Origin of the sequence: Lederbergia wuyishanensis (assembly GCF_022900255.1) — a bacterium.
In the GTDB taxonomy this organism is placed as follows: domain Bacteria; phylum Bacillota; class Bacilli; order Bacillales; family Bacillaceae_C; genus Lederbergia; species Lederbergia wuyishanensis.
Window position 1 is genome coordinate 521,394 of record NZ_JALIRM010000001.1, and the last position, 23,560, is coordinate 544,953.

Annotated in this window: 18 protein-coding genes; 17 read left to right on the plus strand and 1 reads right to left on the minus strand. The window is 35.4% G+C overall.

What is annotated here, in order from left to right:
- Window positions 1-101: 101 nt before the first annotated feature.
- From mutS to spoIIP, 13 genes are all read left to right on the plus strand, one after another.
- Window positions 102-2,678: a DNA mismatch repair protein MutS gene (gene mutS, locus MT489_RS02645; protein WP_244679948.1), complete on the plus strand. Its 2,577-nt coding sequence runs from the start codon at window positions 102-104 to the stop codon at window positions 2,676-2,678.
- Window positions 2,679-2,700: 22 nt separating this feature from the next.
- On the plus strand, window positions 2,701-4,569 hold the full coding sequence (gene mutL / locus MT489_RS02650) for a DNA mismatch repair endonuclease MutL (RefSeq protein ID WP_244679949.1): 1,869 nt from the start codon (window positions 2,701-2,703) through the stop codon (window positions 4,567-4,569).
- A 14-nt stretch (window positions 4,570-4,583) separates the two neighbouring features.
- On the plus strand, window positions 4,584-4,841 hold the full coding sequence (locus MT489_RS02655) for a hypothetical protein (RefSeq protein ID WP_244679950.1): 258 nt from the start codon (window positions 4,584-4,586) through the stop codon (window positions 4,839-4,841).
- Between the two features lie 160 nt (window positions 4,842-5,001).
- Window positions 5,002-6,495 carry a glycerol kinase GlpK gene (gene glpK, locus MT489_RS02660; RefSeq protein WP_244679951.1) on the plus strand — a complete coding sequence of 498 codons (1,494 nt, stop codon included), beginning with the start codon at window positions 5,002-5,004 and terminating at the stop codon, window positions 6,493-6,495.
- Window positions 6,496-6,536: 41 nt separating this feature from the next.
- Entirely contained in the window at window positions 6,537-8,177 is a 1,641-nt protein-coding gene (locus MT489_RS02665) for a glycerol-3-phosphate dehydrogenase/oxidase (protein WP_244679952.1), read from the plus strand.
- A 65-nt stretch (window positions 8,178-8,242) separates the two neighbouring features.
- Window positions 8,243-9,175, plus strand: a complete 933-nt coding sequence (gene miaA / locus MT489_RS02670) for a tRNA (adenosine(37)-N6)-dimethylallyltransferase MiaA (protein ID WP_244679953.1) — start codon at window positions 8,243-8,245, stop codon at window positions 9,173-9,175.
- Between the two features lie 27 nt (window positions 9,176-9,202).
- Window positions 9,203-9,430 carry an RNA chaperone Hfq gene (gene hfq / locus MT489_RS02675; RefSeq protein ID WP_244679954.1) on the plus strand — a complete coding sequence of 76 codons (228 nt, stop codon included), beginning with the start codon at window positions 9,203-9,205 and terminating at the stop codon, window positions 9,428-9,430.
- A 528-nt stretch (window positions 9,431-9,958) separates the two neighbouring features.
- The gene (spoVK, locus tag MT489_RS02680) at window positions 9,959-10,900 is read left to right on the plus strand and encodes a stage V sporulation protein K (RefSeq protein WP_244679955.1); all 942 of its coding nucleotides are present in this window, start codon (window positions 9,959-9,961) and stop codon (window positions 10,898-10,900) included.
- A 125-nt stretch (window positions 10,901-11,025) separates the two neighbouring features.
- Window positions 11,026-12,264, plus strand: a complete 1,239-nt coding sequence (gene hflX, locus MT489_RS02685; RefSeq protein ID WP_244680616.1) for a GTPase HflX — start codon at window positions 11,026-11,028, stop codon at window positions 12,262-12,264.
- A gap of 13 nt (window positions 12,265-12,277) precedes the next feature.
- Window positions 12,278-13,549: a methionine gamma-lyase family protein gene (locus MT489_RS02690; protein WP_244679956.1), complete on the plus strand. Its 1,272-nt coding sequence runs from the start codon at window positions 12,278-12,280 to the stop codon at window positions 13,547-13,549.
- Window positions 13,550-13,670: 121 nt separating this feature from the next.
- The gene (glnA, locus tag MT489_RS02695) at window positions 13,671-15,008 is read left to right on the plus strand and encodes a type I glutamate--ammonia ligase (protein ID WP_244679957.1); all 1,338 of its coding nucleotides are present in this window, start codon (window positions 13,671-13,673) and stop codon (window positions 15,006-15,008) included.
- A 257-nt stretch (window positions 15,009-15,265) separates the two neighbouring features.
- Window positions 15,266-18,016 (plus strand): phosphoenolpyruvate carboxylase, encoded by a 2,751-nt coding sequence (ppc, locus tag MT489_RS02700; RefSeq protein WP_244679958.1) that lies wholly within the window; start codon window positions 15,266-15,268, stop codon window positions 18,014-18,016.
- 44 nt (window positions 18,017-18,060) lie between these two features.
- Window positions 18,061-19,263 (plus strand): stage II sporulation protein P, encoded by a 1,203-nt coding sequence (spoIIP, locus tag MT489_RS22295; protein ID WP_244679959.1) that lies wholly within the window; start codon window positions 18,061-18,063, stop codon window positions 19,261-19,263.
- A gap of 30 nt (window positions 19,264-19,293) precedes the next feature.
- Here the strand turns inward: spoIIP and lexA are convergent, their stop codons facing one another.
- Entirely contained in the window at window positions 19,294-19,917 is a 624-nt protein-coding gene (lexA, locus tag MT489_RS02710) for a transcriptional repressor LexA (RefSeq protein ID WP_244679960.1), read from the minus strand.
- Between the two features lie 160 nt (window positions 19,918-20,077).
- Between lexA and yneA the strand changes: the two genes are divergently transcribed.
- The 4 genes from yneA to tkt all read left to right on the plus strand — a co-directional run bounded on the left by yneA (window position 20,078) and on the right by tkt (window position 23,514).
- Window positions 20,078-20,401, plus strand: a complete 324-nt coding sequence (gene yneA, locus MT489_RS02715) for a cell division suppressor protein YneA (RefSeq protein ID WP_244679961.1) — start codon at window positions 20,078-20,080, stop codon at window positions 20,399-20,401.
- A 13-nt stretch (window positions 20,402-20,414) separates the two neighbouring features.
- The gene (locus tag MT489_RS02720; RefSeq protein ID WP_244679962.1) at window positions 20,415-21,086 is read left to right on the plus strand and encodes a YneB family resolvase-like protein; all 672 of its coding nucleotides are present in this window, start codon (window positions 20,415-20,417) and stop codon (window positions 21,084-21,086) included.
- A 66-nt stretch (window positions 21,087-21,152) separates the two neighbouring features.
- A complete protein-coding gene (locus MT489_RS02725) occupies window positions 21,153-21,386 on the plus strand; it encodes a DUF896 domain-containing protein (RefSeq protein WP_244679963.1) in 234 nt (77 codons plus the stop codon).
- A 124-nt stretch (window positions 21,387-21,510) separates the two neighbouring features.
- Entirely contained in the window at window positions 21,511-23,514 is a 2,004-nt protein-coding gene (gene tkt / locus MT489_RS02730) for a transketolase (RefSeq protein ID WP_244679964.1), read from the plus strand.
- The last annotated feature ends 46 nt before the right edge of the window (window positions 23,515-23,560 follow it).

The window sequence follows — 23,560 nt, forward strand, 5'->3', positions numbered from 1 at the left end:
TTGAATCTGGAATACATTTATCCATAAAAAAATGAAGTGTTATCTATGATTATGTTATACTATTCAAGATAGAGGTTTGAACGGAAAGGAAATAGGTACAAATGGTTCAATATACGCCAATGATTCAACAATATTTGCAAGTAAAGGCAAATTATCAAGATGCCTTTTTATTTTTTCGACTAGGAGATTTTTATGAAATGTTCTTTGAGGATGCTATAAATGCATCACAAGAACTTGAAATTACGTTAACTAGTAGAGAAGGCGGAACGGAAGAACGCATTCCGATGTGCGGCGTTCCGTATCATGCGGCTGCAGGGTACATCGAGGTTTTAATTCAAAAGGGTTATAAAGTGGCAATTTGCGAACAAACAGAAGACCCTAAGCAAGCAAAAGGTGTTGTCAGGCGTGAAGTTGTCCAACTTATTACTCCTGGAACTGTAATGGAAGGAAAAGGGTTACAAGAAAAAGAAAATAACTATATCTCATCTATTACGATGTTTAATGATGCAACTTTCGGGATTGCCTATAATGATTTATCGACAGGTGAAAGTAAAGCAACTATTTTAGAAGGATCATACGAAGTTTTATTAAATGAATTATCAACAATCGGAACGAAAGAGGTTGTCGTAGATTCAAATTTTGACAGCGACCTGAAGAAAAAGATAAGTGAACGTATGAATGCGATTATTTCCATAGAGGAAAATATTAATAACGACCATGAATTTAATAATATACTGACTAAACTATCAAATGAGAATTTAAAAACTTCGGCAACTCGCCTCCTTCATTATTTGCGGAAAACGCAAAAGCGGAGTTTGGATCACCTCCAGCCTTTTTCTGAATACGAAGTAAATCAGTATATGAAACTTGATTATTATTCAAAGAGAAATCTTGAACTAACGGAATCGATAAGAGGAAAAGGCAGTAAGGGAACATTACTTTGGCTTTTGGATGAAACCGTAACAGCTATGGGTGCAAGGACGTTAAAGCAATGGATCGATCGCCCATTGATAAACGAAGCAAATATCGAAAGAAGACTCGATCTAGTTGAAACAACATTACAACATTATTTTGAACGCCAAGAGCTTCGTGAACTATTAAAAGGAGTATACGACCTTGAAAGACTTTCTGGACGTGTAGCTTTTGGGAATGCGAATGCAAGGGACTTTATTCAATTAAAAAAATCCTTAACCCAAATTCCGGCAATAGTTACATTAGTAAAACAACTAAATCATATTGAAGCAATAAATTTAGCAGATCATTTGGATCCATGTGAAGAATTAACTCATCTTCTTGAAAAATCAATCATTGACAACCCTCCGCTTTCCATTAAAGAAGGTGGAATCATTAAAGATGGTTTCCATAATGAATTGGATACATATAAGGATGCAAGTCGAAACGGCAAGCAATGGATTGCTGAGCTTGAGAAAGAAGAAAGGCAAAAAACTGGAATCAAGTCGCTAAAAGTCGGTTATAATCGAGTTTTTGGCTACTACATTGAAGTAACTCGCGCTAATGTACATTTATTAGAAGAAGGACGTTATGAGCGAAAGCAAACATTAACAAATGCCGAACGTTACATTACTCCAGAACTTAAAGAAAAAGAAGCCCTTATTCTCCAAGCGGAAGAAAAGTGTATTGATCTTGAGTATTCTTTATTTATGGAAATTCGTGAAACAGTAAAATCATATATTCCTAGAATTCAACAATCAGCCAAAATCATTAGTGAACTAGATGTATATCAAAGTTTCGCAACAGTAAGCGAAGCAAGACATTATGTTAGACCAATTTTCAATAATAAACGTCAAATTCATATACTAAATGGCCGACATCCTGTAGTTGAAAAAGTAATGGGTTCTCAGGAGTACGTTCCAAATGATTGCATGATGGATTCTGAGCGTGAAATGTTGCTTATAACGGGTCCGAATATGTCAGGAAAAAGTACATTTATGAGACAAATTGCATTGACAGCAATTTTGGCCCAAATTGGCTGTTTTGTCCCTGCTGAAAAAGCAAATATTCCTATATTTGATCAAGTATTTACGAGAATCGGCGCTGCCGATGATTTAATTTCGGGACAAAGTACCTTTATGGTAGAAATGCTTGAAGCTAAAAATGCGATTGCAAATGCGACAAAAAATAGCTTGATTTTATTTGATGAGATTGGTCGTGGTACTTCAACTTATGATGGTATGGCACTTGCACAAGCAATCATTGAGTATATTCACGATAGAATAGGTGCAAAAACTCTTTTTTCTACACACTATCATGAGTTAACTGTTCTGGAAGAAATACTTTCACAACTGAAAAACATACATGTAAGTGCAATAGAACAGAAAGGTAAATTAGTTTTTCTTCATAAGGTAAAACCAGGTCCTGCCGATAAGAGTTATGGTATCCATGTTGCCGAACTTGCGGATCTTCCTAAGGAATTAATTAATCGAGCTACTGAAATATTAAACGAATTAGAGAATGAAGAGGCAAGAAACAAAAATAATCTAGAAAAAAGTGAACATGTAAACGAACAACTTGCATTATTTACTGAACCAGTACAAACAAAATATACAGAACATGAACGTAATATTCTTGATGAGCTTCGGAAATTGAACATTATGGAAATGAATCCGATGCAAGCGATGAATAGCCTTTATGAAATACAAAAAAAACTAAAGAAATAGATACGAAAGGAGGCAGGGTTCCATGCACGAAATTATTGAATTAAATGATTCATTATCTAATAAAATCGCGGCGGGAGAAGTAGTGGAGCGCCCGGCCTCTGTTGTTAAGGAATTACTCGAAAATTCTATAGATGCAAAGAGTACAGTAATAGAAATAGATATTGAGGAAGCGGGCTTAAGCAAAATAAGAGTTATAGATAATGGAAACGGCATACAGGAGGAGGACGCTCTTCTAGCTTTTAGAAGACATGCTACTAGTAAAATAAAAGACGAAAATGATTTGTTTCGTATTAGAACACTAGGGTTCAGAGGAGAAGCACTCCCAAGTATTGCTTCAGTTTCAAATTTACAATTGGTGTCAGCTAAAGCAGGGCAAGATGGAACTAAAGTGATTCTTGAAGGTGGCAAGCTAATTCTACATGAAAAAGCCCCATCCCGAAAAGGAACAGATATTTCAGTAACGAATTTATTTTTCAACACTCCAGCCCGCTTGAAATATTTAAAAACAATTCATACTGAAATTGGCCATATATCTGATATAGTGAATCGCATTGCGCTTGCCCATCCTGAAGTATCAATCAGATTACGACATAATGAAAGACTTTTGCTTCATACTAATGGAAATGGTGACGTACGACAAGTACTGGCGGCCATTTATGGATTATCAATAGCTAAGAAAATGATTCCAATTCAAGCAGAGTCTCTTGATTTTAAAGTATCTGGATTCATATCGCTTCCTGAGGTGACACGTGCTTCACGGAATTACTTGTCTACAATGATAAATGGACGATTTATTAAAAATTACTCTCTTATTAAGGCAGTCTTGGAAGGATACCATACTCTATTACCTATCAATCGTTATCCAATCGTATTATTGTCAATAGATATGGATCCAATTCTTGTCGATGTCAATGTCCACCCTGCGAAAATGGAAGTACGTTTAAGTAAGGAAGCGGAGTTAAATGAGCTGATTACAGCAACAATTAAATCCGTATTTAAAAAGAGAGAACTGATACCGTCTAGTAATCTACCTACAAGCAAAAGACCCGTAACTATATCTGAACAAACAGCATTAGAATTGGATAACAGTCAAGTTAATACAAATAGTACATTCAAAAACCCTTCTAATAGCGGCTTGCAACAATATAGACAAAAAGAAGCTCTATTACCTACTGAGGAAATGAAAAAGCTATATGAACCAGCCGAGAAGAAGATATCTCCAGGTTTTATTGCAAATGAACCTCAAATTGAAGAAGTTCATGAAACAGAGGAATCTTTAGTAGAAAATCCTCCATCAAAGGAAAATAAGAGAATTCCTCCTTTGTATCCCATTGGGCAAATGCATGGAACTTATATTTTTGCACAAAATGATCAAGGTTTTTATATGATTGATCAGCACGCAGCACAAGAAAGAATTAAGTATGAATATTATCGCGAAAAAGTAGGAGAAGTTGATAAAGAAGTACAGGAAATGCTTGTCCCACTACATTTGGAATTTTCCCGTGATGAGTTTATTAAAATAGAAGAATACAAGCAAGATTTAGAGCAAATTGGAATTTTCTTAGAAGATTTCGGTATGAATAGTTATATGATAAGATCGCATCCAAGCTGGTTTCCCAAAGGGCAAGAAACGGAAATTATTGAAGAAATGATTGAACAACTTCTTACAATGAAAAAAATAGATATTAAAAAAATCATGGAAGAGGCAGCTATTATGATGAGCTGTAAAGCTTCCATCAAAGCAAATCAATATTTGCGGAATGATGAAATCCAAGCATTATTAAATGAATTACGCAGAACTGAAGATCCATTTACGTGCCCACACGGAAGACCAATTATTATTCACTTTTCAACAAATGAAATAGAAAAAATGTTTAAGAGAATTATGTAAAAGGTGGAGAAGAATTGACAACGTTTTTAATTATTGCAGCAGTATTTACTTGTATTGTTGCTCTTATAGGAACATTGCTCGTAGGGAAAGAGATAAGTGCAAAAATGAACGAATATGAAACTGAAGGAGACACAATCGAGAACGAACTTGCGAGATCACATGAATATGAAACAAAATCAATCAAAACCAATCTTAAATCTCTTTCATGGATTTATATTATATTGATTCTTCTTGTGATTTTTGTGTGTATTGGAATATTACTTTATGAATGAAAAGGGCCATCATGGTCTTTTTTTTTTTGTTAATTATTAACATCAGTAATATATATATACAATAATAATATTATGTAAACAAAATTATAATTTTAACAATTTTTCCCTCACTTTGTTATACTTATATTATTCTAATCGAAATTTTAGGAGTGGTTGCCTAGTGGAAAAATACATACTGTCCCTTGATCAAGGAACGACAAGTACGAGGGCCATTTTGTTCACGAATGAAGGGAAAATAAAGCATATTTCTCAAAAAGAATTCACTCAATATTTCCCACAGCCTGGATGGGTTGAGCATGATGCAAATGAAATTTGGGGTTCTGTTTTGTCCGTCATTGCAACTTGTTTAACAGAATCTGGTGTAAAACCATCTCAAGTATCTGGGATTGGGATAACAAATCAGCGTGAAACCACAGTCGTGTGGGATAAAGATACTGGAGAACCAATTTATCGTGCGATTGTATGGCAGTCTAGGCAAACCGAAAAGATTTGCAAGGATTTGAAGGAAAAAAACTTAGATGATTTTTTTAGAAAAAAAACTGGGTTGCTTATTGATCCATATTTTTCTGGAACAAAAGTAAAATGGATTCTTGACCACATTGATGGTGCAAGAGAAAAAGCATTTAACGGGAAACTTTTATTCGGCACGATAGATACTTGGATTATTTGGAAGCTATCAGGTGGCACAGCTCATGTGACAGATTATTCAAATGCTAGCAGGACCTTATTATATAATATTTTTAATCTTGAGTGGGATAAAGAAATATTGGAGTTACTTAATATACCTAAGATAATGCTTCCTTCCGTCCGACCATCTTCAGAAATATATGCTCATACAGCAACTTTTCACTTTTTTGGTCAAAAAATCCCAATAGCAGGCATTGCTGGTGACCAACAATCAGCGCTGTTTGGCCAGGCGTGTTTTGAAAAAGGAATGGCTAAAAACACTTATGGTACTGGTTGTTTTATGCTGATGAATACGGGGGAGGAACCTGTTAGATCTGAGAACGGATTATTGACCACAATAGCATGGGGGCTAGACGGGAAGGTCGAATATGCATTGGAAGGAAGTATTTTTGTTGCTGGATCTGCCATTCAGTGGCTTCGAGATGGGTTAAGACTAATTAGGGAAGCAAAAGAAAGTGAACAATATGCTCTGAAAGTTGATTCATCAGATGGAGTTTATGTTGTTCCTGCATTTGTTGGTCTTGGGACTCCTTATTGGGATAGTGATGTGCGAGGTGCCGTTTTTGGTTTGACACGTGGAACTTCGAAAGAACATTTTATTCGAGCTACATTGGAATCCTTAGCCTATCAAACGAAAGATGTATTAATGGCTATGGAAGCGGATTCAGGAATAAATTTGAAGACACTAAGAGTTGATGGCGGTGCTGTAGCGAATAACTTTTTAATGCAATTCCAAAGTGATCTATTACGAACAGCTGTTGAAAGACCAGAAATAAATGAAACAACAGCTCTAGGATCTGCATATTTAGCAGGATTGGCTGTTGGCTTTTGGGAGAGTAAAGAAGAAATCACTAAAAAATGGGAATTGAATAGGCGTTTTCAACCTGAAATGGATGTTGAAGCTTCAAAAGATTTATACGATGGGTGGAAAATGGCTGTACAGGCGGCTACTCATTTTAAACGTTAAGTGATTCTTTCATCCATATCCTTTTGAAAGGAAAGAAGAATTTGAATAAATTATCCGGACTTAATAGACAAACTCAATTTGATTTATTATCGAATACTCAATATGAGGTATTAATAATCGGTGGCGGTATTACAGGTGCAGGGATCGCATTAGACGCTGTTACTAGAGGTATGAAAACTGCACTTGTTGAAATGCAAGATTTTGCAGCAGGAACATCTAGTCGCTCCACAAAACTTGTTCATGGTGGTTTACGATATTTAAAACAATTAGAGATAAAAGAAGTTTCTGATCTTGGAAAAGAAAGGGCCATCGTATATGAAAATGGTCCGCATGTCACTACTCCGGAATGGATGCTCCTTCCTTTTTACGAAAAAGGTACTTTTGGTAAATTTACTACCTCAATTGGGCTAAAAGTTTATGATTTTTTAGCAAATGTTAAAAAAGATGAACGGAGGAAAATCTTATCCAAGGAAGAAACGTTAATAAAGGAACCACTAATAAAGAAAGATGGATTACTAGGTGGTGGTTACTACGTAGAATATCGTACAGATGATGCGCGTCTAACTATAGAAGTCATGAAATCTGCAGGTGAGCATGGTGCGAATTTGATGAATTACGCCAAAGTGGAAAAGCTTCTTTATGATGAAAAAGGGAAAGTAAATGGAGCAATGGTGAAGGATTTGATTACGGGTAAGGAATATACTATTCATGCGGACATTATAATCAATGCTACAGGGCCATGGGTTGATTATTTGCGTTCACTTGATCAATCTAAAGAAGGTAAGCACTTGCAGCTTTCTAAAGGAGTTCATATAGTTTTTGATCAATCAAAATTTCCCTTAAAGCAGTCAGTTTATTTTGATGCACCTGACGGAAGAATGATTTTTGCCATACCACGTGATGGTAAAACATATGTGGGGACAACAGATACCTTTTATAAGGGGGATATTCAAAACCCGACACCACAATTAGAAGATATAGGATATTTATTGGAATGTATACAATACATTTTTCCAACATTACAGATATTGAGAACTGATATCGAATCAAGTTGGGCAGGTTTGAGGCCACTCATATATGAAGAAGGAAAAAACCCCTCCGAAATCTCTAGAAAAGATGAAATATGGGTTTCAGAAAGTGGATTAATAACAATTGCGGGAGGAAAATTGACTGGCTATAGAAAAATGGCTGAAACTACCGTTAATTTTATTGCAAATAAATTAAGTAAAATAAACCTTAAGGATTATGGCCCGACTAAAACGAAAACTTTGCCAATATCCGGTGGGAAAATCGGTAGTTCAAAAAACATAAACATATTTATTAATAACCAAATTGAAAGGGCCAAAAACTTTAATCTTACATCTGGTGAGTCCTCTCAGCTTGCAGCTTTTTATGGTTCAAATATTGATTTCGTTTATTCATTTATCGAAGAAGGAAAATCGTTACCACCTATCATTTATGCACGACTAATGTATGCGATTCATCATGAAATGGCGATAAAACCAGTAGATTTCTTCATTCGACGAACAGGTTGGCTATACTTTAATATCGATGAGGTTAATAAATGGAAACAGCCTGTTTTAAACATTATGTCCGAAGTTTATCAATGGGATGATAATCAATATGAAGAATATAAAGAAGAGCTAGAACAAGCAATTATGACTGCTAACTTTCAAGTTTGAATAGAAATTGGTAAGATAGGGCTATAACGAATTAATAAGTCTTAATAAAGAGGTTGGCACAGTAAATGCAGAAAATAATCGTTATAGTAGGTCCTACAGCAGTAGGCAAGACAAAATTAAGCATAGAAACAGCTAAACGTTTTAACGGTGAGATTATTAGCGGAGATTCAATGCAAGTGTATAAAGGAATGGATATAGGGACAGCAAAAATTACCGCTGAGGAAATGGAGGGAATCCCCCATCATCTCCTTGATATTAAGGAACCACATGAAGCTTTTTCGGTTGCTGAATTTCAAAAACTAGTAAGAGAAAAAATTACCGAAATTACTAATCGCCATGCTATACCGATCATTGTTGGAGGTACTGGTCTCTATGTCCAGTCGGTTTTATATGACTATCAATTTTCTGATAGTGAAAGTGATCACCCGCCGATAGATATATACGATAAGAATCCCTTGGAGCTGCATAAAAAGCTTGAATCGATCGATCCAGAAAGTGCTAAAAAAATTCATCCTAATAATGTTAGAAGAGTGATAAGAGCTTTAGAGATTTTTGAGCAGACTGGAAAGACAATGACCCAATTACAAAGTGAACAAAAGAAGTCAATTTTGTATAATACCGCTCTTATTGGACTGACTATGGAAAGAGAGAAATTATACGAAAGAATTAACAAAAGAGTAGACATCATGATAGAAGAAGGTCTTTTGAATGAGGTCCAACATTTTTATAAAAATGGTATTTCAAGGGAATCTCAATCAGTAAAAGCAATAGGTTATAAAGAAATCTACGATTATTTAGATGGAAAAGTATCCTGGGAAGAAGCGATCATTGAATTAAAAAAGAATTCACGTAATTACGCGAAAAGACAGTTTACATGGTTTAGAAATAAAATGGATGTTACATGGTTTGATATGACAGAAGAAAGGGAACACTTGAAAAAAACAAGTGAGATTATTGATTTTATTGCAGGAAAGCTGCAAATAAAATCGAATACATAAGTATAGAGAAAAAGAGGAGGCCATTATATGAAACAACCAATTAATATTCAAGATCAATTTCTGAATCAACTAAGAAAGGAATCAGTACCTGTCACAGTTTTCCTTTTGAATGGATTTCAATTACGGGGAACTGTTAAAGGGTTTGATAATTTTACGGTTTTGTTTGAAAGTGAAGGTAAGCAACAGCTTGTGTTTAAACATGCTATTTCAACTTTTTCTCCTCAAAGGAACGTTCAGATTAATTTTGAGGAATAGTTTTTATTTTTTAAAAAGTAAAGGTCGCTCACCTATCATTAAATGGTCTTAGAAAAAACTGTTATTTTACTTTTCGTAGCAGGTAATTGACCTTGAGTGGATGGGAGCTAAAGCTAGACCGTTCTAAATTAGACAATATAAAATGTTTTTCTTTCTTGTAAAATAACCGTCCTTATTCTATTCCATAAATAGAAAAGGGCGGTTTTTTTCGTTTCATTTCCTATTCTTATTATGAATATAATGTAGAACGCATAGTTTGGCTCCTTTTTTGGTAATGGACCTTGTTAAACTTACTTATTATTTTACAACTAAGTTGATTAGAGCATAAGGTACCAGTCTTTTTCGGATAAAAGAGCTTAGCGGAGATTTCACAGTATCCTTAACCGCAGGGAGGAACAGGAACCTCTCCACAGAAGCTAACGCCTTTAACGGACATCAACTTTAAAGCAATATAGTTCATCAAAACATAAAAAATGGAACCAATCTCATTTCTGGGCGTATACTGTTTTTGAATGTGAGGTGATGGGGATGAATGAGCCAATTCGTATGAAAAATAATGGTCAAATCAGCATTATGTTAAATGTAAACAAGAGAGAAAAAATAAAGGTTCAAAATAAACCAATATCTTCTAAACCATTATCACATGAACATGCCGTCTTAAACGAAATCGAAAATGAAATGAATACACTTGTAGGAATGGAACAAATTAAAAAAATGATGAAAGAAGTTTATGCATGGATATATATTAATAAAAAGAGAGAAGAAGCTGGTTTAAAAGCTGGTCAACAAGTCCTTCATATGATGTTTAAAGGAAATCCTGGAACCGGAAAGACGACTGTAGCACGTTTAATCGGCAAGTTATTCCAAAAGATGGATGTTCTCCCCAAAGGACACTTGATTGAAGCAGAGCGGGCTGATCTTGTAGGAGAATATATTGGCCACACAGCCCAAAAAACACGAGATTTAATCAAAAAAGCATCTGGTGGTATTCTATTTGTTGATGAAGCATACTCATTAGGTCGCGGAGGAGAAAAGGATTTTGGAAAAGAAGCAATTGATACATTAGTTAAGCATATGGAAGACAAACAAAATGAATTTATTTTAATTCTAGCCGGGTATTCTAGAGAAATGGATTATTTCCTAAGTTTAAATCCTGGATTACAATCAAGATTCCCACTTGTTTTTCATTTCCCTGATTATACTGTAAATGAATTAATGGAAATTGGAAAAAGAATGCTAAACGAAAAAGAATACACAATTAATAAAGATGCCGAGACTAAGTTAAAAGATCATCTTTTATATGTTAGAGGAATTAAAGGCGATAGTTTTTCAAATGGACGTTATGTAAGAAATATAATTGAAAAAGCAATACGTTCCCAAGCAATGCGGCTTTTAAATGAACATAATTTGGAACGAACGGTTTTATCATCTCTCATAAGTGAAGATTTTATTTTTCCAGAAACAATGTGATTTGAATTTGGCTGTTCCTCGATTAGGAACAGTCTTTCAATTATTTGATTCGTTTTCCATAATTGTTTTTGATATGATGGGGCTATGGCATTTGAAAGAAAGTAGGGATTTTCTTGCAGGAAAAAATGAAGGAAAAAGCAATTCTAGTCGGCTGCCAACTTCAAGAAAAAGATGACAGATTTACATATTCAATGACGGAACTCGATTCTTTAGTTGATACTGCTAAGGGACAAACCGTCGCAACCCTTACTCAAAAACAAGAAAGATTGCATCCTGCAACATACATTGGAAAGGGGAAATTAGAAGAGCTTCAATTGTTAGAGTCTGAGCTTGAGCCAGATATCATTATTTTTAATGATGAATTGACTCCTAGTCAATTACGTAATTTACAAAATAGTTTAAATGCAAGGGTATTGGATAGGACGCAGCTTATATTAGATATTTTTGCACAACGAGCACGTTCCAAAGAAGGGAAATTACAAGTCGAATTTGCTCAACTTCAGTATTTATTGCCACGACTCGCTGGACAAGGAACAGCTCTTTCAAGACTTGGTGGAGGAATTGGAACGAGAGGTCCTGGAGAAACTCAACTTGAAACTGATCGACGTCATATTCGTAGAAGAATAAATGAAATAAAAAAACAATTGCAGCTCGTAGTGGAACAAAGGGAACGTTATAGGGAAAGAAGAAAAAGAAACAAAGCGTTCCAAATTGCCATTGTCGGTTATACTAATGCGGGAAAGTCAACATTATTTAATCGGCTTTCAACTGCGGAATCACTCGAAGAAAATCAATTATTTGCGACTCTTGATCCATTGACAAGAAAACTAGTACTACCTAGTGGATATTCTACAATCATTACAGATACGGTTGGCTTTATTCAAGATTTACCTACGTCCTTAATTGCCGCCTTTAGGTCGACTTTGGAGGAGGTCAAAGACGCCGATTTACTACTTCACGTAGTAGACAGTTCTAACCCTGATTATAAAAACCATGAAAAGACAGTTCAAAAATTACTGAAAGAATTAGAAATGGATCAATTGCCCCAACTCACGGTGTATAATAAAGCGGATGAAACACACGTTGATTTTGTACCGAGTTCTGGTGAGCATTTTATTATGAGTGCATTTGATGAAAATCATCGAAATCAGTTAAAGAAAAGAATAGAAGATATGGCTGTATTAAGTATGCATTATTATCAGGTAGTCGTTCCTTCTAATGAAGGAAGGCTTTTATCGGTATTGAAAAATGATACGATTTTACGAGAACTCATTTTCATAGAGGAAGACCAAGCATATAAATGTAAAGGCTACGTACATAGAGACCATCCAGTGATGGGATCTTTAAAATTATTTGAGCGTTAAAGGGGTATTCAGCATGAAAGATGGAAGGTTTTATAGTAACGAATTACAATCTATTATTGATGAAATAGAAAATCAAATTTTCCCTATACATCGGGAAATTGATAATATGATCGAAATAAATCAATACCGTGTGTTGAAAAGTTTTCAAGAACATCGAGTAAGTGACACTTATTTTACTCCATCAACTGGTTATGGATACGGAGATATTGGTAGGGATGCATTAGAAAAAATTTATGCGGACGTATTTGGAGCGGAAGCCGGGTTGGTAAGACCGCAAATTATTTCTGGGACACATGCAATATCCATTTCATTATTTGGAGTATTGCGTCCAGGTGATGAACTTCTATATATTACAGGTAAGCCGTATGATACATTAGAAGAAGTTGTTGGATTACGAGGAGAAAATAATGGATCACTAAAAGAATTTGGGATTGGATATAACTGTGTAGAGTTAACTGAAACGGGCGAAATTGACTATCCTGCTGTAAGTAATGCGATGAAGCCTAACACTAAAGTAATTGGGATTCAACGGTCAAAAGGGTACGCCGAGAGACCCTCTTTCACGATTGAAGACATTAAAGATATGATTCGTTTTGTGAAAGAGATAAATCCAGAAGTGATTGTATTTGTTGATAATTGTTATGGGGAGTTTGTTGAGGATTTAGAACCTTGCCACGTAGGTGCGGATTTAATGGCAGGCTCACTTATAAAAAATCCTGGTGGAGGAATTGTTAAGACAGGCGGCTACATTGTCGGTAAGAAAAAGTGGGTGGAGGCTTGTTCTTACCGTATGACTTCACCTGGAATTGGAGCCGAAGCAGGAGCATCTTTATATAGTTTACTTGAAATGTATCAAGGTTTTTTCCTCGCTCCTCATATTACCGGCCAAGCATTAAAAGGTGCTGTATTTACATCAGCTTTACTCGAGCGGGTTGGATTAATTACATATCCTAAATGGAATGCTAAGCGAACGGATTTGATTCAGTCAGTTCAATTCGATAATGAGCAAATGATGATTGAGTTTTGTCAAGCCATACAGTTCGCATCTCCGGTAGACTCATACGTAACACCGTACCCGAGTTATATGCCCGGATATCAAGATGACGTTATTATGGCTGCCGGGGCATTTATTCAAGGGGCAAGTATCGAATTATCAGCTGATGGACCTATTAGACCTCCTTATACAGCATACGTTCAAGGTGGATTGACGTATGCACATGTAAAAATTGCCATTACAATGGCCTTGGATCAATTGATAAAAAAAGGTTTAATTAATCTTAAATAAGGAATATATAGTAATGACGGCAAAAAAATTGCTGTCTTTTTTTTAATTTTTTTTGTAAAATTTTAAAGTAACTTTTTTCATAGTGTATGAACGTCAATTAAAACAGGAGGACTTAGGGAAAATGGGAATGTATACAAAAGAAAGTATTTTACAGCTATCAGAAGAACAAAATGTAAAGTTCATTAGGCTACAATTTACGGATATTTTAGGTACCGTAAAAAACGTAGAAATTCCAATAAGTCAGCTTGAAAAAGCCTTGGATAATAAAATGATGTTTGACGGTTCTTCAATTGAAGGGTTTGTTAGAATTGAAGAATCAGATATGTATCTTTATCCTGATTTAGATACATGGGTTATTTTTCCATGGATTGCAGAAAAAGGTGGAAAAGTAGCTCGATTGATTTGTGACGTGTATGGTTCTGATTTAAAACCATTCCCAGGAGATCCTCGCAGTAATTTGAAAAGAGTATTAAAGGAAATGGAAAAGTTCGGGTTTTCAAATTTTAATCTAGGTCCTGAACCGGAATTCTTTTTATTTAAGTTAGACGAAAATGGCGACCCAACGCTTGATCTGAATGATAATGGCGGTTATTTTGATCTTGCTCCGACTGATCTTGGTGAAAACTGTCGCCGTGACATCGTGTTGGAATTAGAGGAAATGGGATTCGAAATTGAAGCATCCCATCATGAAGAGGCGCCTGGACAGCATGAAATTGATTTTAAATATGCAGATGCAGTAAAAGCCTGTGACCAAATACAAACATTTAAGTTAGTTGTGAAAACAATTGCTAGAAAGCATGGATTGCATGCAACGTTTATGCCAAAGCCTTTATTTGGTGTAGCGGGATCAGGGATGCATTTTAATATGTCTTTATTTAAAAATGGAGAAAATGCGTTTTTCGATGAAAATGGTGAGCTAAAAATGAGTGAAACAGCTTATCAATTTTTGGCGGGAGTACTAAAACATGCTCCAGGATTTACAGCTATCACAAATCCAACAGTCAATTCATATAAAAGACTTGTACCGGGATATGAAGCACCATGTTATATAGCTTGGTCCGCGCAAAATAGAAGCCCATTAGTAAGAATCCCTTCTTCACGTGGATTAAGCACTAGAATCGAAGTGCGAAGTGTAGACCCAACGGCAAACCCCTACCTTGCAATGGCTGTACTATTAAAAGCTGGATTGAGTGGAATTGAAGATCAATTGACCCCTCCACATTCAGTAGATAGAAATATATATAGTATGGATAAGAATGAACGAATGGAAGAAGGAGTTCTAGATCTTCCTTCAAATCTCCTTGAAGCTCTTGAACAATTAAAACAAGATGAAGTAATCAAAGAGGGGTTAGGACAACATATTTTTGAGAATTTCGTAGAAGCAAAAGAAATAGAATGGGATATGTTTAGAACTCAAGTCCACCCTTGGGAGAGAGAACAGTATATGAGAATGTATTAGGAGAGCGCGGTTCTGACATATATTGTCAGAGTCGACTCGCCTATTTTCTAAAAATATCGACAGTAATCATTTGATATGATGAAATACCTATGATAAAATATTATGTACTTTCAGGTGGTACATAATCCAGCGTACAGGGACAGTTTATACCCTTTGGGAGATAAACTGTCTTTGGTTTTATTAAATCCTTAATTATATTAAAATGTATTTACAAATTAACTGTATTGTTGTTTTTTTTGGGAATAGGAGGAGATAAAATGAACGACACGATTGATCATAACGCTCGATTACGGAGCGATGTGAAAAAATTGGGCAATATCTTAGGTGAAATATTAGTTCATCATGGAGGTATTGAACTTTTTAATAAAGTAGAAGATATTAGAGAATTAACAAAAAGCTTGCGTAAGCAATATGACGAAAAGACATACTCCGAATTAAAGGATATGATAAGTAAACTTCAACCACCTACACGTCAGCAAGTTATTAGAGCTTTCTCTATATACTTTCATTTGATTAATATTGCTGAACAAAATCATAGAATTCGACGAAGAAGAGAATATCAGTTGCATGATGAAGGCGGTCAACCTTTTTCATTAGAAAATGTAGTTTCTAGAGTAAAAGAGTTAAATCTATCGAATGAAGTCCTTCAACAGGTATTGAATGATTTATCAATAGAACTAATCATCACTGCACATCCTACTGAAGCTACAAAGCGGACAGTTTTAGAAATTCAAAAAAGAATATCAACGATTTTACAAAAACTAGATAACCCGATGGTTACAAAAAAAGAGCGTCGAAACTACGAGGATAGCTTATTCAATGAAGTAACTGCTTTATGGCAAACAGATGAACTACGACATAGAAAGCCAAAGGTATTGGATGAAGTAAGAAATGGCCTTTATTATTTTGATCAAACATTATTTGATACGCTGCCATCTGTTCATCAAGAATTAGAGCTACAGTTACAAGAGAATATTCCTGACTATCATTGGGATGTACCGAATTTCCTCCATTTTGGTTCTTGGATCGGTGGAGACCGGGACGGAAATCCGAATGTTACTCCTGAAATTACTTGGGAAACATTGCAAATGCAACGAAGTCTTGTATTAAAGAAATACGATGAATCTGTCAATGAATTGATGAAAAGATTTAGTCATTCTACAGAACGTATCCATGTTAGCGATGATTTGATTTCATCTGTTGAAAAAGATGAGTCAATTTATTTAACAGAGGATGAAAGATGGCCGATTGAGTCCGAATTTTATCGAAGAAAATGTGCAATCATTTTAAAAAGACTTCATGAAATAGGAAAATCAGATCTAGGTTATAAGAATTCCGAAGAATTACTGGATGATTTGAATCAAATAAAGGAAAGTGCTGAAAAACATCAACCAGCTAGTAGAAAGCTTAAAACGATTAGAAAGTTAATAAGGCAAGTCCAATTATTTGGCTTCCATTTAGCTACATTGGACATTAGGAACCATAGCGGTGAACATGAAGCAGCCGTAAATGAATTACTAAAAGCTGTCAACATTACTGAAAACTATTCACAGCTTCCTGAGGAAGAGAAATTGCATATACTCAGGAAAGTATTAAGTGATCCAAGACCACTACTTTTGCTTGAGGAAGCTTATTCAAAAGAAACAATTGCCGTACTAAATGTTTTTAAAATGATAAGAAAAGCACATATTGAATTCGGCAAGCGTTCTATTGAAGTTTACTTGATCAGTATGACTCAGTCTGCTAGTGATTTATTAGAAATTCTTGTACTTGCAAAAGAAGCTGGAATCTATCGTCTCTTCTCGGATGGTAGAGTCGAAAGTGATTTACATGTGGCTCCACTTTTAGAAACAATCGATGATTTAATTGCGGGTCCAAATATATTGAAAACATTGTTTGAAATGGATGTATATCGTAACCATTTAACTAAACGTGGAAATCATCAAGAAATTATGTTAGGTTATTCCGATGGAAGTAAAGACGGTGGAACATTAACAGCAAATTGGAAACTTTTTAAGGCTCAACAAGAAATCCATAATATGGCAAGAGAATTTAATATTCGTCTGAAATTTTTCCATGGCCGTGGCGGTTCACTTGGCCGTGGTGGCGGATCATTAAATACAAGTATTCTCTCTCAGCCTGTTGAAACACTCGGTGATGGAGTAAAAATAACCGAGCAAGGAGAGGTGCTATCTTCTAGATATTTATTAGAAGACATTGCTTATCGTAACTTAGAGCAGGCGGCATCAGCTCTATTGGAAGCTTGCTCGAAAGTTGCCTCATCTAATGGAGATGCCTATTTGCGCAAAAAAGAATGGGAAATTGCGATGGAGGAAATTTCCAAGCATGCATTGGAAAAATACCAATCCCTCGTATTTGGTGATAAAGATTTCTTAACTTACTTTAATCAGGCGACCCCATTAAAAGAATTGGGAGCCCTAAATATTGGTTCACGTCCAATGAGTAGAAAGAATAGTCAGCGATTTGAAGATTTACGTGCCATTCCTTGGGTATTTGCTTGGACACAATCAAGGCAAATGATTCCAGCATGGTATGCATCTGGTACAGGTTTAGAAACCTTCCTAAATTTACAGGAATCAAATCTTGAATTGTTGCAAACAATGTATAAGCATTGGCCATTCTTTAAATCAACAGTAAATAATTTACAAATGGCTTTAATGAAAGCTGATATGGCTACAGCTAAAGAATACTTAAGCTTAGTTGAAGATTCGGAAATGGCTAATCGAATTTTTCAAAATATTTCCGATGAATATTACAGAACAAGGAAAGTTCTTTTACAAATTTCTGGAAATGAAGAATTATTAGCGCATACTCCAAATATTCAAGAATCAGTCCATAGGAGAAATCCTTACGTAGATCCTTTGAATTTCTTACAAGTTGATTTAATTAAAAAGTTAAGAGAAACCGAAAATCCTTCTGATGATCTTGTAACAGAAGTGCTGCTCACGATTAATGGAGTCGCAGCGGGATTAGTGAATACTGGTTGATAATGAACAAAAAGCCTTGTGGTTAAACCATAAGGCTTTTTTTCGTGCTTAAATTAGTAGTAGCGATTCTCTTCTTCTATCAATTTTTTTCATTAATCATTCATAGTCTATTATTTTTTTCATATAAATGGAGTGTAGATACAACTTATAAAGGGATGAAGACGATGATTAAAATTGCCGCAAGATCCTCTCTATCTGTCATAGCTGTGTTTTTTATTATCTCCGTAATAGCTTTTTCGAGTTTAAAGATTAGTTCATTTTCCTTCGTAGGAAATGAATCATCCCGTACCGATTCATTTCTTTATATTTTATCGTTGGAAAATCACTCGCTTCATTCCATATTGCCATCCCATCCAGATAGATCTCTTGGAAAAGTGGCATTAGAAATTTTAACAAATATTAATTTGGCTGATATGAAAACATTTTTATTTACGGAAATCCCTGGATTATATGCCTCAAGTCCCAAAATTCTGATTGCTGGCCAGGGAACGGATTTTACAAACCTACCTATTGAATCACCTCCTCCAAAGGATTTTGGCATGCATGAAGAACCAGATGAAACTGAAACCCAACCTGATGATGAAAAGAGAGAACTAACAAATGATTATATTGCATATATTTATCATTCACATACATGGGAATCATTCTATCCATTAGTCCCCGGTTCAAAAGATCCTAGTAATAAAGAAAAAAATGTCACATTGCTAGGAAAAAGACTCGGCGAAAAACTAGAAGAAAGAGGCATCAAAACATTAGTGGATGAGTCAGATACACAGGAAAAGCTCTTGAAACGAGGTATGAAATATTACCAATCTTACGCAATGTCAAGGGAAAGTGTTGCAGAAGCTATGGGACAAAATAAACAGCTGCAACTAATGTTTGATATTCATCGTGATTCCGCAAGAAAACATGTCACAACAAAAGAAATAAATGGAAAATCATACGCCAAATTATATTTTGTGGTTGGCACAGCACATCCGAACTATGGGAAAAATCTTCAATTTGCAGGCAAACTTAATAGTTTGATTGAAAAGAAATATCCTGGGCTTTCAAGGGGGGTCTTAGATAAATCGAAAACAGAAGGAAATGGAATATACAATCAAGACTTGTTCGAGCATAATCTAATAATTGAAATTGGTGGAGTAGATAACACCCTTGAGGAGCTTAACAGAACTGTCGACGTCTTGGCGGAAGTAATTAGTGACTATTATTGGGGAGAAGCAGTAGAAGCTAGCAAAAATAAATAGAGCCTGAACGGGAGGCTCTATTACTCTCTATTAATGTATAACTTGTCTATATAGTCCAATCACTTTTCCTAAAATAGAAACATCACGCAGAATAATCGGTTCCATGTTTGAATTTTCCGGTTGTAAACGGAAATAATCTTTTTCTTTAAAAAATCTTTTAACAGTAGCTTCGTTTTCATCCGTCATCGCAACTACGATTTCACCATTATTAGCGGTACTTTGTTGGCGTACGATTACGTAATCACCATCTAATATTCCAGCTTCTATCATACTTTCTCCAACAATTTCAAGCATAAATACATGGTCGTCAGAAGGAACAAGCTGTTCAGGGAGAGGGAAGTACTCTTCAATATTCTCAATTGCAGATATCGGCAAACCTGCTGTTACTTTACCAACTAAAGGAACACTGATTGTATTTTGACGTGGAATTGAATCATCTTCTGGCTGGATGATTTCAATTGCTCTTGGTTTAGTAGGATCACGACGTATTAATCCTTTGTTCTCAAGTCGAGCAAGATGCCCATGAACAGTTGAACTGGATGCTAGTCCAACTGCTTCCCCGATTTCACGAACAGAAGGTGGATACCCTTTTGATTTAACTTCCATCTTTATAAAATCAAGAATATCTTGTTGCCTTTTCGATAATTTTATCAATTATGCTCACTCTCCTTTATCTCATTAATAACTTAACCTCATTATATCATGTACTCACCATGTATACAAACATAAGTTCGAATTTTTGGTTGACAACAAACAGGCGTTCGTATTACAATCATAATAAATAAGAACATACATTCGAAGGAAGGTAATATATATGATTTCAATATGGAAAAAATACTCTTTTGTAATTTTATTTTTCCTAGTTACATTGTTAATGGGATTTTATTTATTATTTAGTGGAGATAGCAAAAATCATACAGAATTCGTAATTAATGTTCAAAATGGTGATACACTTTGGTCAATCTCTCAAAAGAATGCTGAGCGTTTTGGAATGACTACTTCAGATTTTATGAAACTATTAGAAAAGCAAAATCAATTAAAATCTACCACAATCAAAGGTGGAGATCAGCTCGTCGTGACCGGTTCCTTTTTAAATAAATCCAATGATAAGATTGAGCTAGCGTTTGAAGAGAAATGAGGTAAAGCTAAATATGAAGGCAGTTATTTATTGCAGAGTAAGTACGGAAAAAGAAACACAGGAAACATCTATTAGTAGGCAAGAAGAAGAATTGCTCGTTGCAGCAAAAACATGGGGGATGGAAGTAGATGCGGTAGTTTGCGACAGATCTAGCGGATATGATCTCGATAGACCCGGCATCTTGACTCTACTTGAAAAAATTAAATCTAACTCTATTGATGCCGTATTGATTCAAGACGAAACAAGATTAGGAAGAGGAAATGCAAAAATTGCATTGCTTCATACATTATATAAAGAGGGTGTGAAATTATTTAATCTTTCACATAACGGGGAATTACAGCTCTCTGAAACTGATTCAATGGTACTAAATATTGTTAGCATGGTCGAGGAATACCAAAGAAAACTACATAATATTAAAATAAAGCGCGGAATGAGAAAAGCAATTGAAAGAGGATATCGTCCCGAAAAGAACTTAAAAAAACGAGGAAATATCGAAGGAAGGGAAAGAAAGGAGGTTCCCCTAGAAGAAATTATCCGTTTAAGGGATAATGGACTTACGTTTAATGAAATTGCTGCAACCATGAGAGGCTTTGGATACGATATTTCAAAAGCAACTGTACATAGAAGATATATAGAGTATTCAGCAAAAAATGAAAATATTTCAAAGAGGGCAGATGATTTGTAGTCTCCCTCTTTTTTTAGTACGATTAATTTTAATCTTTACAAACCTTTTATTAAAGGAGTTATTAATATGATTTCAAATGAAAAATTAGCGAGAATCAATCAATTAGCAAAAAAAGCAAAAGAACAAGGTCTTACAAAAGAAGAAGCTAAGGAACAATCTAGCTTGCGCTCAGAATATTTAAAAGCTTTTCGTTCATCCATGAGAAAAACAATTGAAAATGTAAGAGTTTTTGATGAAACAGGGGAAGATGTTACACCGGATAAAGTTAAAAAGATACAATCCTTGAAAAAATTGCATTAATTTCTGATTAAGAAATTTCATATCATTTCTTGTTTAACTTTCACAATTTTTAAAAATGGTTGTTTAATCAATCATTTATCATTATTATAGATATATGTAAAATTAGATAGAAAGGTTGTTGTCAATGTTTGAAAAAGTAGATCAACTAGCGATAAACACAATTAGAACGCTTTCCATTGATGCTATCGAAAAGGCAAATTCAGGTCACCCTGGTTTACCAATGGGTGCTGCGCCAATGGCATATACTTTATGGACACGTTTTATGAACCATAATCCTAAGAACCCTGCATGGTTTAATCGCGATAGATTCGTTCTTTCTGCAGGACACGGTTCGATGTTACTGTATAGTTTGCTCCACTTATCGGGATATGGAGTTGAAATTGAAGATTTGAAAAACTTCCGTCAATGGGGAAGTCGAACTCCTGGTCACCCGGAATATGGTTACACTCCAGGTGTAGAAGCAACAACTGGTCCTCTTGGACAAGGAATTGCTATGGCAGTTGGTATGGCTCTAGCAGAACGTCATTTGTCAGCTGTGTACAACAAAAATCAATATGATATTGTCGACCATTATACATATGCACTTTGTGGTGATGGAGATTTAATGGAGGGGGTAGCTTCGGAAGCTGCATCCCTTGCAGGACACTTAAAGCTTGGCAAAATGATTTTATTATATGATTCCAATGATATTACTCTTGATGGAGAGTTGGATAAATCATTTTCTGAAAATGTAGGTGAACGATTCAAAGCCTATGGATGGCACTACATTAAAGTTGAAGATGGGAACAATTTGGAGGAAATCGCAAAAGCGATTGAAGCTGCTAAAGCAGAAACTTCCAAGCCAAGCCTAATTGAAGTAAAAACAGTAATTGGGTACGGATCTCCAAATAAATCAGGAAAATCAGCTGTTCATGGTGCTCCGTTAGGTGAGTCCGAAATGAAACTAACGAAAGAGTATTATAAATGGACATTTGAAGAAGACTTCTATGTTCCATCAGAAGTATATGATGTATTTGAAAAGACTGCTGTTCAAAATGGTAAGGATAAGGAAGCTGAATGGGAAAGTCTATTTGCGAAATATAAGGAAAATTATCCTGAACTTGCTGTACAGCTTGAAACAGCGATTTCTGGGAAATTGCCAGATGGTTGGGATAAAGATCTTCCGGTATTCGAAGAAGGAAAAAGTCTTGCTACTAGGAAGTCAAGTAATGAAGCTTTGAATGGCATTGCGAAAAACTTCCCTCATTTATTGGGAGGAGCTGCAGATTTAGCTGGCTCTAACTACACAATGATCAATGGAGAAACTGATTTAAGTGCAGATAATTTTTCAGGTAAAAATGTTTGGTTTGGAGTACGAGAATTCGGTATGGCCGCTGCCATGAACGGTATTGCTCTTCATGGCGGATTAAAAGTGTTTGGCGGTACATTCTTTGTATTCTCTGATTATTTACGTCCTGCCATTCGATTAGCAGCACTTATGGAGCTTCCAGTCACTTATGTATTGACACACGACAGTATCGCGGTGGGGGAAGATGGACCTACCCATGAACCAATTGAACAGCTAGCATCTTTAAGAGCAATGCCTGGCTTATCAATCATTAGACCAGGTGATGCAAATGAAACTGCGGCAGCTTGGCGTTTAGCAATTGAATCTAATAATAAACCGACTGCTTTAGTGTTAACTCGTCAAAATTTACCTACATTGCCAGGTACTGCTGAAAATGCAAGAGATGGAGTAGAAAAAGGTGCCTATGTAATTTCTCCTTCTAAGGAAAATGTAGATGCATTATTGCTTGCAACAGGATCTGAAGTGAATCTTGCAGTAGAAGCTCAAAAAGCTCTGGCTCAAAAAGGCATTAATGTTTCTGTTGTAAGTATGCCTTCGTGGGATCGCTTTGAAGCACAAACAAAAGAATATAAGGAATCTGTTCTTCCGCGTTCCGTTAAAAAACGGTTGGCAATTGAAATGGGTTCATCATTTGGTTGGGAAAGATATACAGGTGATGAAGGAGACATTTTAGCAATAGATAAATTTGGAGCATCAGCACCTGGTGAAAAAGTGATTGAAGAATATGGTTTCACTGTCGAAAATGTAGTAGCAAAAGTGGAAAATCTATTACAAAAATAAAAGTCATTGTAAAAAGGGAGGAAAAAATTCCTCTCTTTTTTCATCG